Origin of the sequence: Paenibacillus sp. FSL H8-0280 (assembly GCF_045040665.1) — a bacterium.
Taxonomy (GTDB): Bacteria; Bacillota; Bacilli; order Paenibacillales; family Paenibacillaceae; genus Paenibacillus; species Paenibacillus xylanexedens_A.
The window spans coordinates 6,643,693-6,661,618 of sequence record NZ_CP150296.1 but is presented as its reverse complement, the minus strand read 5'-3'; the positions used below and the strand labels follow the sequence as shown (position 1 = coordinate 6,661,618).

The window sequence follows — 17,926 nt, the reverse complement described above, 5'->3', positions numbered from 1 at the left end:
GAAACAAGAAGGCGTATATGAAGATGGATTTCAGGATATATCTGCATATGTACTTTCGTGATTACCTTGCTGTGAGCAAGGAATAGCAGATTATTATGGAACTTATTTTTGTAGTTGTGATTCATATTCAGATCGAGAGGCTCTTCCTCCTACAGGAAGGGCTTTTTTGGCATATTTAGTAGTGATGCATACTATGTCGAATTTTGTTGACAAAAGGAGGGCTCCTGCATATTCTTAATGGATGAATATGATAATCATTATCATAAAATAGAGAAAAGGGGTTCAACATCCATGTCTGTACAACATCGCAAATCTTCGGCCCTCACGCTGGCAACTATGCTCTTGTTGTTATTCGTTATCGTGGGTTGCAGCAATACAGGAAGTGGAGATGAATCCTCATCTGCGGCTTCGGATCAAACATCTACGAAGTCGATTACGATGTCATGGCCACGTGATATCGGTACAATGAATCCGCATACGTACAATCCTTCGCAATTATTTGCCCAATCCATGCTCTATGAGCCGCTGATCAGTTACCAGAAGGACGGAAAACTGGAACCTGCTCTGGCAGAATCATGGACCATCTCCGATGACGGCAAAGTATATACATTCAAGCTTCGCCAAGGTGTGAAATTCTCAGATGGTACGCCATTTAATGCTGAGATTGTGAAAAAGAATTTTGATGCTGTAATGAAAAATAAAGATACACATAGCTGGCTGGGCATTGTAGGTGTGCTCGACAAGACGGAGGTTGTGGACGATCAGACTTTCCGATTGACACTCACAGAGCCGTATTATCCTGTTCTTCAGGACTTGTCGGTGGTTCGTCCTTTCCGCTTCCTGGGTGAAGCCGGATTCCCGGATGACGGAGATACATCCCAAGGAATCAAAGAGCCGGTTGGAACTGGCCCGTGGATGCTGGCTGAATACAAGCAGGACGAATATGCTGTTTTCAAACGCAACCCGAATTATTGGGGAACAGCACCAAAGGTGGATCAGATTACGGTCAAAATCATTCCTGACGGTGAAACTCGTGTCCTTGCTTTTGAAAAAGGCGATCTCGATCTGATCTATGGTGAAGGTATGATCAGTCTGGATGCGTTCCAGGAGCTGCGTGACAATGATAAATATGTGACCCAATTGTCTGATCCGGTGGGCACACGCAGTCTGCTGCTGAACTCTTCCAATCCAAAGCTGTCCGATGTCAGAGTGCGGATGGCGCTCCAGCAAGGGTTTAACAAAAAGGCGATGGTGGAAGGCGTGACTTCCGGATTGGAAGAACCAGCCGATACCGTATTGTCCAAAAACTATCCATACACCAATGTAGACCTGGAACCGATCACGTATGACGTGGAGAAATCCAAAGCATTACTGGATGAAGCGGGCTGGAAGCTGCCTGCAGGTGGTACGGTTCGTGAAAAAGACGGTCAGCAGCTTGATTTCGAGATGATTTTTGACAAAACGGACCCGATTCAGAAAGCGATGGCTGAGACCATTCAGGCGGAATGGAGCGAGCTTGGGGTTAAAGTTAACCTCACTGGGCTGGAACTGACGGTTCAGATCAAACGTCTGAAAGCCAATGATTTCGACCTGTATTTCTGGTACAACTATGGCGCACCGTATGATCCACATTCCTTCATTAACGTTGTGGCGAGCCCTGGATTCGGGATTTCCGAGACCCTGAGTGCGTTGCCGATGAAAAAGGAACTGGACGATCAGGTTCATGCAGCCCTGTCATCTACAGACGAGACGAAACGCCAGGAGTTATATGGCTCTATCCTGAAAACACTTCAGGAGCAATCGGCGATCGTACCGATCTCTTATATTAAGAAAACGGCTGTATATCAGAAGAAAATCTCCAACTTTATTTTCCCGGCGAACCGTGACGAGAATCCGTTTGTGGGCATTGAATTGGGCAATCAATAAGTCGTAATTACTTTAATTTCGGAAGTGGTAAGGCCTTGGCAAGGTCATGTAGCTTGATGAAAGGGAGGAACGTTTGGTGATCAGTTATATCGGGAAACGGATGATCACGATCATTCCTATCGTTTTTATCGCTACACTTGTTACCTTTGCGCTTATTCATATCTCACCGGTTGATCCGGCCGAGGCTTATCTGACAGCTGCTCATATCTATCCGACACCGGAGTTGCTTGCACAAAAGCGGCATGAGTTCGGCCTGGATCAGCCTTTGTTAACCCAATATGCGCATACGATTCAGAAGATTGCCAAGCTCGACTTCGGCACTTCGTATCTCACCAATAAACCCGTATGGGATGAAGTGAAATTAAGGCTTCCGGCTACGGCTGAATTAGCCTTCTGGAGTATATTGTTATCGGCTTTGGTAAGTATTCCTTTGGGAATACTGGCGGCGGTGTACAAGAATAGCTGGATTGACATGGTCAGCCGTGCGATTTCCTATTTTGGCGCTTCGATCCCGCAATTCTGGTTAGGTTACTTGCTGATCTTCTTTTTCTCAGTGAAATTGGACTGGCTACCTGTGGAGGGGCGTGGATCATGGGAGAATCTGGTTCTGCCTACGATTACACTTTCCTTGATTCTTATTGCGGTCTACACCCGATTGTTGCGTTCCAGTGTACTGGAGCAATTACAGGAGACATATGTACAGTACGCGAGAACACGCGGGATTCGCGAACGAGTCATTATGCTGAAACATGTCCTGAAGATCGCCATATCGCCCCTTATTACGGGGATGGGGATGAGTATGGGCAAGCTGCTCACAGGCACCATTATTGTGGAGCAGGTATTTTCCTGGCCGGGGTTCGGACGATACTTTGTCGATGCGATATTTAACCGGGATATTCCCGTTATTCAATGTTATGTCTTCCTGGCGGCCTGCCTGTTCATCGTATGCAATCTGCTCGTTGATCTGATGCAGCTCGTTATGGACCCACGGATTTCAGCGAAAGGACGGGCAGAACATTGATAAACAAATGGCGTGCGGTATTTAAAGGACAGAGAGCCATCCAGATTTGCTCGGTGATTATATTGCTTTTCTTCGTGATTGCTTTATTAGCTCCATGGATTGCTCCTCATGACCCGGTGAAGGTGAATTTGTTGCAGAAGCTGGCGAGTCCATCGCTGGAGCATTGGCTCGGAACGGATCATCTGGGACGCGACAATCTCACCAGGCTGATGTATGGCGCGAGGGTGTCGCTTGGATTTGCTACTTTGATCTTTCTGTCTTCTTTGCTCATAGGTGTCATTGTAGGTTCAATCTCCGGTTACCTTGGTGGCTGGGTGGACAGTCTGCTGATGCGCTTGTGTGAAGGCATTATGGCGTTTCCGAATCTCGTGCTGGTGCTGGGTATTGTAGGGATCTTTGGTCCAGGTTTGATGCAGGTGCTTCTAGCACTCATGATGGTGCAGTGGGTGTATTATGCACGTATCTGCCGGAATATGGTCGTTAGTCTGAAAGAACGGAACTTCATCGCAGCGGCGCGAATTAGCGGTTCCTCTTCATGGACGATTATTCGCAAACATATCATCCCTAACGTGCAGCGTCCGATCGTTGTGATGGGCACGTTGGAGATGGGATGGGCGATTATGGATATATCCGCTCTGTCCTTCTTGGGACTCGGTATTCAACCCCCGAATGCAGAGTGGGGCGCCATGATTCATGAAGGAACGGGTTATATTCGCAGTCATCCGGAGTTGATGATCTACCCCGGTGTATTGATTCTGCTCGTAGTCATTACGTTCAACATCTTGGGTGAAGCATTATCCGAGCGTTATGGCATTGCAAAAAGGTAGTGGTTCGGAATCGAAGGCATATGAGGGGTGAACGTAACGATGGATGATGCAGCGAAGGTACTCGAAGTTCGTGGTCTGCAAGTGAATCTAAGAACAGCGGGGGGTTCAGTCCCGTTACTTGAGCCCATTGATTTCGAATTACAAAAAGGTCGTGTCTTCGGTCTGGTCGGCGAGAGTGGCAGCGGCAAGACTGTTACGTGTAATGCGTTGCTCCACCTGCTTGATCCGCGCAGGATGGAGGTATCGGGCAGCATCCGTCTGAATGGACGGGAGCTTGGCTCGTTGTCAGGTGAGGAGATGCGGCGCATCCGAGGCAAGGACATCGGATTTATTATGCAGAATCCGATGAATGCTTTTACACCCGTATATACGATTGGATCTCAATTCATTGAAACCTTGCGTACGCACACGGGAATATCCAAAGCAGCGGCCCGAGAGCGGGCTATTGCTGCCTTGGCAGACATGAACCTGCCCGAGCCAGCCAAACTGATGAAGCGATATCCATTCCAACTGAGTGGAGGCATGTTGCAGCGGGTGATGATCGCCATATCGATGTGCCTGCGACCGGCTTTGGTTATTGCTGATGAACCAACGACGGCACTGGATGTCGTAAATCAATTGAAGGTGCTTCAGGAATTGGATCGGCTACGTACGGAGTATGGCACATCCATCTTGCTCATCTCCCACGATCTGGGCGTGATCTCGCAAATGGCGGATGAAGTCGCGGTCATGCAGAAGGGGCGAATTGTGGAGCAGGCGGATGTGTATCAACTGTTCGATCACCCGCAGCATGAGTATACCCGGATGTTGTTAAATGCCAGACCCAGTATGTCTTTGGGACGATAGCGAATGACAGACTAGTCGAATCGTTCAGGAAGTTTATGTGTAAAGCGGGTATGAATTGTATTTTGAGTGGGTAGGCGTAGGGTTGGAATAGACATGGTGATGTGTAATTTCGGCTTCTTCGGAGATTGCTTCTGCCAAGTACAAGAGAGGAGGATCACCTGATGCTTCAGGTACGTGAAGTAAGCCATAGCTATGGCAAACGCAATTGGCTGGATCGTTCGGGAGCGCGTCCTCCTGTGCTGGCAGACATCTCACTTACGATCGAAAAGGGTGTTTGTCTGGGATTGTTAGGTACGAGTGGGGCTGGTAAAAGTACCTTGGGTAAAATCATTCTTGGTCTGGAGAAGCCCAGCCAGGGTCAGGTTTTATTTCAAGGACAGGATATCTATCGAGCTAGCAAACCCGTGCTTAAGGAATTACGACGTGATCTGCAAGTCGTGTTCCAGGACTGTTATTCGGCTGTGAATCCGCTCATGACTGCTACGCAGATCATTGGTGAGCCGCTGGATAATTACGAGCGTTTGTCGGCAAAAGAACAACTTCGTGTGGTTGGACAACTGCTTGAGCAGGTCGGACTTACACCAGAGGATGCAAACAAGCTTCCGCACCAGTTCAGCGGTGGCCAATTACAGAGGGTCAACATCGCACGAGCCATCGCGCTCAAGCCAAAGTTAATCGTACTGGACGAGTCGATCAGCAGCCTGGATATGGTGCACCAGACGCAAATCCTATCCTTACTGGGAGAGTTAAGAGCATCCTACGGGTTATCGTATCTCTTTATCACGCATGACATTCGGGCAGCCATGACGATCTGTGACCGCATTGCCGTGATGGATCAGGGAAAGCTGGTATATAGCGGTGATGCGGGGGATTCCGTAATGCAGTCGGATCATCCGGCTGTGCAGCAGTTGGTTACAGCTATTTTGCCTGAGCATCCCTCGGGTCGTATTTCGTTTAAATGAAATTTATAGTGAAGGAGGCTCCTTACCATATTCATGATAAGAAGCCTCCTTTTTCAGATCTTATTCATCAGTTGAACGTTATCCTAATTTCCCCGATCTGCACGCTCCATACGATATGTATACTTCACAAGCTCAATCTGTTGCTGCTTGAAATCTGCAATCCATTCTCCTAAAATGTTCTGGAAACGATCCATCTTTCTTCGCAATTCTTCCGCAGATTTACCTTTCCAATCTCCAATACTCTCATCAATGGATCTTACATGACGTTTGTTAGCTTCAAGCATATCCATTAAATCATTGATTTCCTTCTCGGCATTCATCAAATCAACTAATTCTACAACAATGCTCCGTGACATATGCTTCGGCGCTCCTTTTTCAACCCTCGTCGGCTTGTCTGAAATCTTCCGCTTTTTGATTAATATACTCTGCAATGATATGTGCTTCTTCTTCATACCAGCGGCTAAATTTGTGCAAATCACTTGTTAACCGATCCACAATAGGTTCAAGAGAGCGGCTATCACTGGACTCAATAAGTCTGAGAATGGCATTGGTTGCTGTGGGGAGGCTAGATTGAAATTCATTTACATGCTGCTGCATTTTTTGTCCGGCTCTTTGAAGATTCTCTAGTGAGAGTTGGATGGTAACCCCAGCACCGGCAGCGGCCATTTGTCCAAGAGGTCCTAGGTGGGCACCATACTTTTCAATTAATTTATTTACGGTATCCTTCATTTTTTCATTGGCAAGCAGGGTATTTATGTATTCCGTGTACCTTGGATTTCCACCAATCACTTCACCATCTCGTGTATAAAGTGTATTTGTAATAAAGCCATTCTTGTCAAACTCGAAGTTCTCCAGACCGTGGGCCTTTTCCCCACCGAAAGAATTGAAAAGTTTGACTCCCATGTTTTGCGTACCAGATGGAAGCGTAGTTGAAACAAAAGTTAGATTCTTCCAAAATGGTGTAGAGAAACCGGAAGAGGTATCGGTTGATTTGGTTATTAAAGGTATAACTATTTTGGGTCTATTCGCTTCCTCGTACGTCTTATTAATCATGATTGTATTGGCTGCATGCCGCGTCGATGTATTGGAAAAACCTGCTCCAACACCATCTCCTGGGTTGACATAAGCGGTGTTTTTCTTATCATATTCTCCTGCATCTATTTTCTTTAAAATTTCATCAGAAACAACGGTTCGAATGCTGGCCGGGTTGTATGTAGTGGATGACAAGTTGTTATGAATAGCTGTATATTGCGCAAGTGCTCCACCCAGTGAGTGACCGGTTGTAGAAATTTCCGCAGTAGGATAAGCCTCTTTTACTTCACGATATAGTTTCTCAGCTTGATAGAACTGATTGTTCTCATAATTGCTTTTTGTTGCATGATATTTTGGTGATGATTCTGAAAGAATGTCAGGGTTGTTTTCGACAGTCTTTCTAAGGGTTTTGTACCGTCCCCCGACAACATCAATGCCATCAGTTGCAATGTCTGGGACTTTACCCCATGACATGTCAGGTTCAGTTCCTCTATATCCAATAACTACTTGATTCTCTTTTTCGTTATAGTACACTACTGCATCAAACCCTGAACTGTTTGTATCGTTGAGAGTAGAATTAGGCAAGCTAGCACGAGACCAGTCGTCAATCTTAGAGTTCTCTTCTGTGCTTTCTCTTTCATAAGCAACATCAGAGATTTTATGGTATATCTTATCTGAAATATACAATATCTATTTTTCTCCTTTTATTTATTATATTATAGAAGATATTACCTAAAAGTAATGTATTTTTCAAGGAGGTGACATAGGGAATGAGTCCTAAACTGAAGATAGTATTGATAATTTTTGCGTCTTTAGTCTTATTAGTGAGTGGATGTGCAATTACATATCAAGTGAAAAATAATAATATTATCAAAAAATCCACTCCAATAGGAATAGAATATTTCAAAAGTGAGTATAACCTTACAGTTGAATTTACAGATTCTCAGGTTTTTCCGGGTTATATAAATTCGAAGGTGGTGTTGTATGGATATGTGAAGAACGATGTTAATCAAAGAATTTCTATTGCGATTAACTATAATACTTATGAAGTTGAACATGTGGGTGGGCCAAAGTGGATGTTTGAATCGGAATAACTTTTTGGACAAGGAGCCCTTATTTGAAAAAAAAGGTTTTATGTGCCTTCAGATGGCAAGAAGATTAATTATGAATATATAAGCACAAACTCTAAGTCGGGGTAGGTCTTGGTCATCCAGTATCTCTTCCCATTAATATAGACACTCTTGAACTAAGAAATGCATGGGGGCCGAACCCTTTCATTTTATCAAGCGTATCCGCTGTTGAAATAATGTATAAGTTGCAGTATATGTTCTGTAAAGAGGGGTAATATTAATTGAGTCTTAAACTGAAGATTGTATTGATAATTTTTGCGTCTTTAGTCTTATTAGTGAGTGGATGTGCAATTACATACCAGGTGAAAAATAATAATATTGTCAACAAGGCTAATCCCATAGCAATTGAATATTTTAAAAGTAAGTATAATGTTACCGTTAAATTTACAGATTCTCAGGTTTTTCCAGGTTATATAGATTCGAAGGTGGTATTGTACGGATATGTGGAGCACGATGTAAACGAGACATTTTCTATTGCGATTAATTATAATACTTATGAAGTTAATTATGTAACTGGACCAGACTGGATGTTTGAATGGGACTAACTTTTTGGACAAGGAGCCCTAATTCCGACATACATGTCTTTAGACATGGCTTGTAAAAGCTCATCAAGAACCTTACTTCATTTATCTCCCAATCTAGTTATTATTAAAGTAATACATATTATTCCTGATAGTATCAAAGGGTGATTCTCATTAAAATTAACTCTAAAGTCCTGTTGATTATTTTACTTATAGTAGTTGTGTTTATTTGTTTTTTAGTTGTTAAGAATTACTTGACTGATAAACAAATCGTTGAAAAAGCTACGGTTATAGGCGAGAAGTACTTTATAGATAATTATGGTGTGGAAGTTGAGTTTGTCGACTCACAGGTTATGGCTTCTTCTATTACAACGGGAGTGGTGCTATACGGATATATTGTAGGTAAAGAAGAAGATAAGATTAAAATAAGTTTGGATTACCGTGATTTTGAAGTTACAGGAACTGGTATTCCTTTAGATCTTAAAAAGATTGGTGAATAGAAGAACAAATTTTACTTATTGAAGAATATAAACTTATTTGATATCAGATGAGCCCTAAAACTCAAGATAGTATTGATAATTTTTTCGTCTTTTGTCTCATTGGTGAGTGGTTGCACAATACATACCACGTGAAAAATAATAATATTCTGTACTTGCTCAAAATCAGTTCCATGAAATGTGAATAAAGACACACCTGACTCTCTGCGTAAAATAGAAGTACCACAAACCACCCCCGCAGAGGAGAACAAGATATGTCTGCGTTTAATGTATCACAAGAAAATCCATGGAATAATTGGTTAGGCGGGTGGAAACCTCCACCTTATTTCTCAAAATCTATCCTTCACCACATCAAACACTTCGTTGACGGCATGCTCTCGACCGGATTTACAGGTACCTTAACGGATATTCAACGAGAAAGCTTACAGGAATGAGATCGCCGAAAAAGATTATCAAGTTAATGCAGCATATGTTAGTTCAACGGTTATCCTGTATGGGAGAATCCATGATCAACAGGAAAAAACGTTTACTGTATTTGTAGACTATCGGACATATGAGGTAAGTCTCGTTTCAATCCCTGTTGGATATGATCCTCCTGATCTTTGAGGAACGGTTCATACTCATACGCTTTTTGTTATAAATACTTTGAATTGAATTGAGGTTGTTCTTTGTCGAAATACATAAAGCTTCTTATCTTATTTTTGGTGATTATTAGTATGATTTTTATATATAGTAAGATATCAGAGGCAAAAAAACAGGCGTTATATGAAAGAGCAGTACCTATCGGTCAAGCCTATTTTATGAAATATTATGGTGCAAATATAATCTTCACAAAGTATGAATTAAATACTCCTGTTACAGAGGATATTGTTCTGTATGGTTACCTAAAAGAAGATCAACAAATACAAGTATCTCTCTCTATTAATATAAATACACTTGAACCAAGAAATGCAATGGGGTCGCACGATTTCATAATAAAGCGTAATCCCCCGTTGGAATAATGCAAAGGGTAGTCGTATTTCTCCAAGTTTGTATGATATTTAAGATTTGTTAGATCTATGCAAAGAAAGATGCTGGGAAGTAAAAGTGAGAAGAATACATATGGAAAGCAGAGGGATTTAGATAATGAAGAAACTTTTATTAACTGTATTAGCGAGTATATTGACTGTAAGCATGATAGGTTCGGGAAACGAGACAGTTGCAGCTGCAAGTAATCCGAAGCAAGTAGAGGTACTGCTGAATACCGTAAAAATGAAGTTTCCAGATGCGAAGCCATTCCAGGATGGCCAAGGTAGCGTTATGGTTCCAATCCGATTTGTATCAGAAGCCCTAGGCGCAAAGGTGACATACTCGAAGGCTGGCAAAGTTTCCAAGGTTGGGATCGTCAGCAAAGATCATAAAGTGGACATGACGATCGGGCAGACTTCAGCCCTCGTTGATGGGCAGAAGAAGGACTATGGCACGCAAATCATTCTGAAGCAAAACCGGACTTTCGTTCCCCTGCGTCTGGTGAGTGAAGGTCTGGGCCAGAAGGTAGAGTGGGACAAGATTGGCCGTTGGGTCTGGATCGGGAACAAGGATTTCCGGAGTACAGATGACAAGCAGTTCAAGCAGAAGCAGTTGAGTGATTTTAAAACTTATGCGAAATCTGACTATGTCTTCAAGACTATCAAGAGTCAAAACTATTCGGGCATTAAGGTAATCAATGAAAGTGATTTGCCGATTAAGTTACAAAATGGACAGGTAATCTATAGTATTGATTTAGTTAAAAAGGATGGGGACAATTTTATTTCTATTCGGAGTTCTCAGCGTGGAACACCTATCGATTTACTTGTAAAAGGCGATTTTGCTAGAGGTAGGAATCATGTAGATAGCATGTTTGTAAATAATGGCGACAAAACAGGAACTGGATATTATCCGGTGCTGAGTAGATTGGATAAATTCCAAAATGGGGATTACGTTCAGAATTTCGACTGGACTAAATTTAATTTAAAGCAAGCTGACTACATTATGATTCAAGATGGTGACTTACAGGACTATGGTGTCGCCCTCTTAAATCCATTTAAGTAGGGAAAGATCAATGAAAAAAAAGATCTACTCTATACTGAGCTTAGTACTTATTTTGTCGTCAGTTCTCACAATTTTTACATTTAGTCCGGGGAAAGCTGAAGCGATCGGAAGTTCAAGACTTTTTCAAGACCCCGAAAATCCTAATATCTATTATTTTGTTGGGATGGTCTACTTTGAAGTATGGAGCGATTCTTCTGGAGTTTGGACGAGAGGGAAAAGTCCAAAAATGTGGACTGAAGTAGACGGTGGTCCTTATGAATTCAGCTTTGCTTCAAACCGAAAAGTCAAAAGTTTGAGTGCAAAAGCTTATGATTTTAATTGGAAATATGCAGATGAAACATTTAATACATCCAGAACCGGGGAATTAGCGGCTAATAATAAACGGTACTACATGCTCGCAACATCAACGAAAGAATACACTTTAAAAAAGAGTACTGTGAATGGCGTAGGAACCAGCTCTGTAAATATGGACGTTATTGTCCAAAATGGATATCTTGATGCTGTGAAACCAGTTGATAGACGAGAAGAGGAGGAACGTAACGGGAAAACTTTTGCAGCCAAAGTAGAAGGTTATAAATACTTCTTCCCAACGTTGTTTACCATTGAACTCGAACCAACTGAAGGACAAGCTGTAATCAAACACTGGACGACAACAGGACAGAGTCTTGATGGTGTGGACGGGTTCACCGATAAGGAAGTGAAGCTAGAAAAAGACAAGGAGTATAACTTTACCCACACTGCTCCTGGAGATAAGTACACCTATGAGGGATATAAAAAGAGTACAATCGCAGCTCCTTCAGGTGGATCAAGAAGTTCCGGAGATCCCGGGCGGTTTGAATACAATGGCCGGTACCCGGTCTATTACGTGTATTTCTACTATAAGCCCAAAGGCGGAACACCGCCACCACCTGGAGGGCCGACATGTACCGCGCCGCAGCCCGGACGCACCATAGATGGCAAGTATATGGATCCCGTCGTCACAGCCATGATCAAAGCCGATCAGCGCGGAAGTGAGATGTTCGATGTCCTGAAAGGTATTCCGACATCAGAAAGTCTGTATGGAAATGTCTTCAGTCGAGATTATTTGTTCCAGAACAAATTCGTACAGATGACCGGCACATGCGAATATAAGGTCACAGTCTTGCAAAATTGGACCTTAACCTGGAAGGACGGTAGAACAGTTTCTTTGCCAGGTGGAGGATCAACTACGGTGTATGACATTCCTAGATCTGAACCAGATAAGCGGACACCGGAGTACACTGTCATTCGTCCTTACTCGTACTGGACAATTGCTGAACTAGGAGTATATAACATCATGGAAGCTTCGCTGGAGAACTACGCGTTTAGCGGTGAACAAATCGTGATCACGCCTGAAGGCTACACGCCACCAGACTTTACGGCCGACACCACCGGTGATATTTACCCTGCCCCAGATCCGGGTATCGTTCCTGGACCATCTCGAACGAAGGACGGAGGAACAAGCAGACCATCCATGGATGAAGAAAATCTACAAGCAGTGGCCGAAGCTGCTGTTCCGGATGTACAAGTTGAGAACGACTCCCTGGTGTTCAAGGGCCAAACGGTCATGAACAAGCAGCGCACAGCCAAGGAGGGTCCGCAGCCTGGACAGATCCCAGCGCCGGTTCAGATCGGGAAGGACGTATTGTATAGTCCATATAACTACATCCCGATCGAAAAGACTAACAAGAAGGATACAACGAGCAAAGGGCATATTAATTACATATTAGCCGATGGAAGTATTGATGCCGAAGAAGAAGAACTGGAATACGAAATCTACGGGATTAACACAGTCACTGTTCATACTCCAGTCGTGAACTATTCTCTTGTTTCAGACGATCAGCCTCATAATCAGAAAACAATACCGAATATGGCTCGGTCTGCCCTTATTTTGGAGCGGCCGTTCACAGTCCGTATCCCCACGAGCGGACAGCATTTAGATGTCAACTCGTATCCGGGATATGGGGATCGGGATTATGCCAAATATTATCGAATCAAACAGGTGCGGTTTCCGTTTGACGTGTACAGTGCCGACCGGACACAGTTTTACCCGCGGAGTACATGGATCGATATTCCGGTGGACGTGCTCGATACCACCTTTTATCTGCCTGTGTGGGTAGATGAGGGAGATTACCAGGTGGAGTTCCGTAATATTGCAGAGAATGCACCTGCTGATTTTGAATCGATGTCCAGGAGCAATGCCCAACCAGATGCAAACACAGATCTAACCTACCATCTAGCCAGCGACGAAGTATCCGTGGAGGTCATTGGAAGGTTATACGATTTTGAAATCACGGATATTGCAGACTACAACTGGGAGCTTGTTTTCCGGCGGTTTAAGGGTAGCATTGCACCCACCTGGATCAGCTACTGGACAGGAACGCAGGGCATCGACGGTGACAAGCGGGGGAACAAACCGCAGTTCACCGTACCGATTCGCCCAGGCAGTCATCCGCTGCAAGGGTATCAGAATGTGGCTGTGAAGACGGGATATCACTTTAAGTTTGATTTCAAAACCAAGGGCAATATGTTCGGGCCCAGAGACGGCATTCGCCTGACTCCGACCTTTGATTTTGTCAGCAAAGATGGGAAAACACGTATACCGGTAGATCTGTATTACTCGACGAACCAGCGAAGTTTTATTCGTATTGGTTCAGGAGAGGATCAAGTCAAGCGGTTTGTCATTCTCAATGATCGGTTACGTCAAGTACCTTCGGAACAGCTACGAGATACGGCGACCTACAAATATAATCGCTATGGCGAAATTCATCCAGGGATGATGAGTGAACGGGCGTATCAGGAGTATTATCGGGATAAATTTACGAAGATGAAAACCCCTGTAGGTGGATACAGTCTGCTGCTGATGCCGGAGCAATTACGTACGTTTATCGGACCCAAAACGAATATCCCGACGAACGCAAGTGCGGATGTACTTCGTGCAAATGCTGCCATTCAGCAGTGGTATGGAGAGTATAGTCTACCTGCTGAGCCTTACGTGGTTCAAGCAGGAACCAATTTGGCCGAGTATGGGCGTACCCATGGTGGGTTGGATGCAAAGTCACCGATCTTCCTGAAAAATGGTTATATCGTGGTCAACTTTAATTTAGAGTCGATCCAGGAAGGGAACCTAGGCGCTCCGCATCTGCAATATATCCATGCACCGCTGATGAACCAATGGTTGCTGGAAGGATTTCAGCGTCAAGTCGAAGATAGCTACGGCAACTCGTTCACTTTAAGGGACGGAGATGTGGTGTTCTACCATGCCGATCGTTCCAGCCGGGATGATTTTAGTGCACAGGTGCCGCACTAGGTAGTATGAAGAGTACAGTAACAAGAAGGCGATTCTTACTTTGGTAAGTATCGCCTTCTTGTTATTTATCCAAATTAACGTTGCAAAAAGCTATCCAGTTACCCCATCTTCCGCCCAAGCTGTTCGATCTTATCCAACCAATTCTTTCTCTGTTCATCTGACTTTTTACCAACTTGATCTACAGGTGTTATCCGCACAGGTTTGATGCCAGTCAGTGCAAATGTGGAGATCTTCATCATTTTATGTGCGGGCTCACCCTGGAACCATTTGAAATACCAGCTTGGGCCATCCATGGTAGTGATCATGCGAGCGGTGCGGCCTTTGAGCAACTGATCTGGAAAAGGTTTACCTTTTTGATACTTGAAGGCGTAACCTGGCATAAAGATTCGGTCAACGAAACCTTTCAGCAGGGCAGGTGGCCCTCCCCACCAGATTGGGAACACCCATACGAGATGCTCGGCCCACTTTATTGCTTCTTGGGCCTCCAGCAAATCTGGTTCAAGTGGAAGTTTATTACGATATCCTCCTTCCAGATTCATGTTGAACGTCAGCTCGTTCAGGGTAATCATGCGGACGTCAGCACCAGCCTGCACCGCACCTTTACGGTAAGCCTCGGCTAGTGCGCCGTTGTAACTGGGGGAGACGGGATTGCCTTGAATAATTAATATTTTTTTCATGGAAGATGACACGTCCTGACTATTTTAGTTAATGAACACTAACCTCATGTGCAAAAAGAAAAGGTCACGTATGACCCGGTAATCCATCTGTATATCCTGTGGTATGTTGACGATTCTCTTTAGAAGTTATTCAACAAGTCCGCTTTTGATTCCAAATCAGCCTAGCGGCATCATCCGCATCGAAGATGGGATTCAGCCGAAATAAGTGGAAACTTACGAAGGTTGTTTCCTTCGGAAACAATGTAGTTGCTCACGTCGTTTTGCCAAGCTCCGCTACTCCATTTCTAGCTTCATCCCATCTCCATTGTTACTCCTGAGGTACCTGCCCCAACATCGATGCAAGTCGGTGAACCGTCTCCCCAGTGTAGGGTACCAACAACTCTGGCAGTTCACCTTGCATACTGGAGACCGCCATACGTGTAATTGCACCGATCACCAGCACGGCTGTGAGCCGTGAATCCTGCTGAGGCAGTTCGCCCCGCATCATTCCCTGATCGATCAGATCCATTAACGCATCCAATGGTTGACGGTAATCCTCGCTGCTTCCGGCTTCAATGAATATTTCATGATTCTGTGAAATCAGCAGTAGCCCGTAGGGATCTTCATCATGCAGATGGAGAACCTCGGTAACCAGTTGCTTGAAGCGTTCCAACACGGGACCTTCCTGTCGAACATACCCGTCAATCAGTGCAGTATAGTCGACACAGTATTGGGTGAAGGCTTCCAGGGCAACGGCATCTTTGTTTTTAAAATGTTTGTAGATCGCCGCATCGGTTACTCCGGCGGCGTCACCGATCTCTTTGACGGATATGCCGTCAACGCCTTTGGTTGCGAACAAGCGCATCGCCGCTTGTAGGATATCTTTCTTTTTGCTATCCACATGAGATTTGTTCTTCATAATTGTATAGTAAGTGATTACTAACCAAAATGCAATAAGCAATTTTGAAACTCTGAATTGAGACACTGAATAAGCGCTTATGAACAAAGCTTGCAGGCTTGTGAGTGGCAACGTATGATGAATAGAAATCATAATCGGAACGGTAGCGAGAACGAAATGGATGGTGGGTAGCGTGAACGAAGAGTTGGATGCATACAGCTGGGTGACGCCCGAAGGAATGCTGAATGATCAATATATAACAAGCCGCGAACAGTTGTATAAAGGAATGAATGGAAGATATGTGGAGCGATTTACTGTTCCTACCGGTGAAAGTTATATTTTTAAACCGCTGACGAATCCTGCACAGCATGGACGGGAACGATGGATGTACGAACGTGTGATGTCTGGCTTACCACCGATCTATCCTCAGCTCATTGCAACGTCAGACCTTACCATTGCTCCAGCACAGAGCTGGATGATCTACGAGGATCTGGGGCAACTGGTGCATGATTCACAAGAAGCGACGATGCTTGATGCAGCGGTACATATGGCGGCGTGGCATGCGCTACCTGTTACGAATTGGAGCGAACTGCCTCGCGTGGGTCAGAAACCGTCCATTCGCACAATGTTGGATGAGTTGCAAATGCATAGGCAATCTAATGATGAACTGTTATCCAGACTGGATATGCAGCTGTCCGAATCCGATTGGGACAAGATCTCCAGGTGGATCCTCACGGCAGAGGAAGAACTTCCAACCGTTTTGTGTCACGGAGACCTGCATCCAGGTAACATGGCTGAGGTGGACGGCAGACTGGTCATCTTGGACTGGGAGCATGCCCATCTGAATACGCCACTGTGGGATATATATCACCTAGTTGATCTCTCGCATCCGCTGTTTCCCAGAACAGTTACGCCTGTATTACGAGAGCGGGTCATGGATGTTTACTTGGACAAGCTGGGGAGCCTGGGCGTGCAGATTGAACGGGTTTCTTTTGCAGAATGGTACGACGCCTATGCTATTGTATTCTCACTCTGGATGCTGCGTTTGATTGATGGTGACCTGAGAAGTGAGGAATGTGTGTGGCCGAAGGAACAGTTGCGTAACCAGTGGCATGAGACGGCAGTGACGCTGGAACAGTGCATGAAGCACTTGGGTGAGGAATAGAAATGAGGGGTGAGAAGCTTGCGTAAAGTCGGACTTGTTATGCGTAAAATTCAATTCACGGAAGCACAGGGGCCACGCGTATTTGCGGATCGGCTGAAGCAGATTGGTCTGGAGCTGGGCGTGGATATTGTGTTCATCTCGCCGGAGCGTCATGTCAGCGGATATGACTGGTTGCCGGGTTATGAGCATGAGAAAGGTGACCTGGTGAACTACGATATCGTGCTGGATCAGATTCATAGTCAAAATATAGAGCATGTTATCTACACCGTATCCGGGTTTACGTTTTTGAAGATGTTCTTACCGAAGAGTGTATTGTTCCCGCACAGTTTCCCCGATCCCGCGCTAACGGGATATGAGATGATGAAGCCATTTTATACGATGGTGGATAAAGCAATTGTGCAAACCGAGTTTTTGAAAACAGAACTGGGTCGCAATTTCGGTGTACATGACGTGAACGTTATTCCGATTGGCTTTAGCGAAGAGCTGGCGAACCGGCACTATGATCCGAGCCAGGTTGTGCATAATCGGGTGCTCTGGATCGGTAGGGATGAAGCGAATCGTCGCCCGGATCTGGTGCTGGAATACGCTCGGCAGAACCCGGACAAGGAAGTATATATGGTGTTTGGCGGTGTACGCTATAAGGAAACCATGAAGAAGTACGACATTCCTGCCAACGTGAAGCTGAAGTTTGCGCTTACGCAGGATGAGATATTTACGTTGATGAACTCATCCAAGGTGTATTGGAACTGTTCGGCCTTTGATACATTTGCGATGCCGTTGACGGAAGCGATGGCGATGGGCAAAATGGTTGTGAAGCCGGAGCATGCCTGCTACGGTCACATTCGATCCACGCATGCCTTTGCAGGCAATGAGGATAACTGGTTTGAACTGGTGAACATGGCTGCGGCTGCGCCGCGCAGTGTGTCAGAAGACAACCGGGAGTATGCGTTTGGTGCTTTTTCGCGCACGAAGATGAAAGAAGGGTACCGGAACTTTTTCTCAGATTGGTTGAAGTAACGTAAGGTCTGTAACAAAGGGCTTGATCCA

At 44.7% G+C, this 17,926-nt stretch carries 16 protein-coding genes; 12 read left to right on the top strand and 4 right to left on the bottom strand.

What is annotated here, in order from left to right; all coding sequences use genetic code 11:
* Positions 1 to 291: 291 nt before the first annotated feature.
* The 5 genes from nikA to nikE all read left to right on the top strand — a co-directional run bounded on the left by nikA (position 292) and on the right by nikE (position 5,582).
* Positions 292 to 1,926: a nickel ABC transporter substrate-binding protein gene (gene nikA / locus MHI12_RS29000; protein ID WP_341009472.1), complete on the top strand. Its 1,635-nt coding sequence runs from the start codon at positions 292 to 294 to the stop codon at positions 1,924 to 1,926.
* Between the two features lie 76 nt (positions 1,927 to 2,002).
* Positions 2,003 to 2,947: a nickel ABC transporter permease subunit NikB gene (nikB, locus tag MHI12_RS28995; RefSeq protein WP_405171002.1), complete on the top strand. Its 945-nt coding sequence runs from the start codon at positions 2,003 to 2,005 to the stop codon at positions 2,945 to 2,947.
* Complete coding sequence (gene nikC, locus MHI12_RS28990; protein WP_405171001.1) at positions 2,944 to 3,774, top strand: nickel ABC transporter permease subunit NikC; 831 nt, start codon at positions 2,944 to 2,946, stop codon at positions 3,772 to 3,774. The genes nikB and nikC overlap by 4 nt, the downstream gene beginning before the upstream one ends.
* A gap of 39 nt (positions 3,775 to 3,813) precedes the next feature.
* The gene (locus MHI12_RS28985; protein ID WP_405171000.1) at positions 3,814 to 4,620 is read left to right on the top strand and encodes an ABC transporter ATP-binding protein; all 807 of its coding nucleotides are present in this window, start codon (positions 3,814 to 3,816) and stop codon (positions 4,618 to 4,620) included.
* Positions 4,621 to 4,781: 161 nt separating this feature from the next.
* Entirely contained in the window at positions 4,782 to 5,582 is an 801-nt protein-coding gene (gene nikE / locus MHI12_RS28980; RefSeq protein ID WP_405170999.1) for a nickel import ATP-binding protein NikE, read from the top strand.
* An 83-nt stretch (positions 5,583 to 5,665) separates the two neighbouring features.
* Here nikE and MHI12_RS28975 read toward each other — a convergent pair whose 3' ends face one another.
* Positions 5,666 to 5,938, bottom strand: coding sequence for a hypothetical protein (locus MHI12_RS28975; protein WP_076212169.1), 273 nt, complete (start codon positions 5,936 to 5,938; stop codon positions 5,666 to 5,668).
* 19 nt (positions 5,939 to 5,957) lie between these two features.
* A complete protein-coding gene (locus MHI12_RS28970; RefSeq protein ID WP_405170998.1) occupies positions 5,958 to 7,301 on the bottom strand; it encodes a lipase family protein in 1,344 nt (447 codons plus the stop codon).
* 83 nt (positions 7,302 to 7,384) lie between these two features.
* Here MHI12_RS28970 and MHI12_RS28965 point away from each other — a divergent pair, with 83 nt between their 5' ends.
* The 5 genes from MHI12_RS28965 to MHI12_RS28945 all read left to right on the top strand — a co-directional run bounded on the left by MHI12_RS28965 (position 7,385) and on the right by MHI12_RS28945 (position 14,160).
* On the top strand, positions 7,385 to 7,708 hold the full coding sequence (locus MHI12_RS28965; protein ID WP_405170997.1) for a hypothetical protein: 324 nt from the start codon (positions 7,385 to 7,387) through the stop codon (positions 7,706 to 7,708).
* An 811-nt stretch (positions 7,709 to 8,519) separates the two neighbouring features.
* On the top strand, positions 8,520 to 8,765 hold the full coding sequence (locus MHI12_RS28960; protein WP_405170996.1) for a hypothetical protein: 246 nt from the start codon (positions 8,520 to 8,522) through the stop codon (positions 8,763 to 8,765).
* Between the two features lie 713 nt (positions 8,766 to 9,478).
* Positions 9,479 to 9,763: a hypothetical protein gene (locus tag MHI12_RS28955; protein WP_405170995.1), complete on the top strand. Its 285-nt coding sequence runs from the start codon at positions 9,479 to 9,481 to the stop codon at positions 9,761 to 9,763.
* 124 nt (positions 9,764 to 9,887) lie between these two features.
* Positions 9,888 to 10,832, top strand: coding sequence for a copper amine oxidase N-terminal domain-containing protein (locus MHI12_RS28950; protein WP_405170994.1), 945 nt, complete (start codon positions 9,888 to 9,890; stop codon positions 10,830 to 10,832).
* Positions 10,833 to 11,058: 226 nt separating this feature from the next.
* Complete coding sequence (locus tag MHI12_RS28945; protein WP_405170993.1) at positions 11,059 to 14,160, top strand: DUF5704 domain-containing protein; 3,102 nt, start codon at positions 11,059 to 11,061, stop codon at positions 14,158 to 14,160.
* Between the two features lie 98 nt (positions 14,161 to 14,258).
* Here MHI12_RS28945 and MHI12_RS28940 read toward each other — a convergent pair whose 3' ends face one another.
* Together MHI12_RS28940 and MHI12_RS28935 are read right to left on the bottom strand one after the other, a co-directional pair.
* Entirely contained in the window at positions 14,259 to 14,837 is a 579-nt protein-coding gene (locus tag MHI12_RS28940; RefSeq protein WP_405170992.1) for an NAD(P)H-dependent oxidoreductase, read from the bottom strand.
* A gap of 307 nt (positions 14,838 to 15,144) precedes the next feature.
* Positions 15,145 to 15,735 carry a TetR/AcrR family transcriptional regulator gene (locus tag MHI12_RS28935; protein ID WP_036671691.1) on the bottom strand — a complete coding sequence of 197 codons (591 nt, stop codon included), beginning with the start codon at positions 15,733 to 15,735 and terminating at the stop codon, positions 15,145 to 15,147.
* Between the two features lie 172 nt (positions 15,736 to 15,907).
* On the opposite strand from MHI12_RS28935, the gene MHI12_RS28930 reads away from it, so the two are divergent.
* Both MHI12_RS28930 and MHI12_RS28925 read left to right on the top strand, forming a co-directional pair.
* Positions 15,908 to 16,879: a phosphotransferase family protein gene (locus tag MHI12_RS28930; protein ID WP_405170991.1), complete on the top strand. Its 972-nt coding sequence runs from the start codon at positions 15,908 to 15,910 to the stop codon at positions 16,877 to 16,879.
* Positions 16,880 to 16,897: 18 nt separating this feature from the next.
* Positions 16,898 to 17,896, top strand: a complete 999-nt coding sequence (locus tag MHI12_RS28925; RefSeq protein WP_340937552.1) for a glycosyltransferase — start codon at positions 16,898 to 16,900, stop codon at positions 17,894 to 17,896.
* Positions 17,897 to 17,926: the final 30 nt, after the last annotated feature.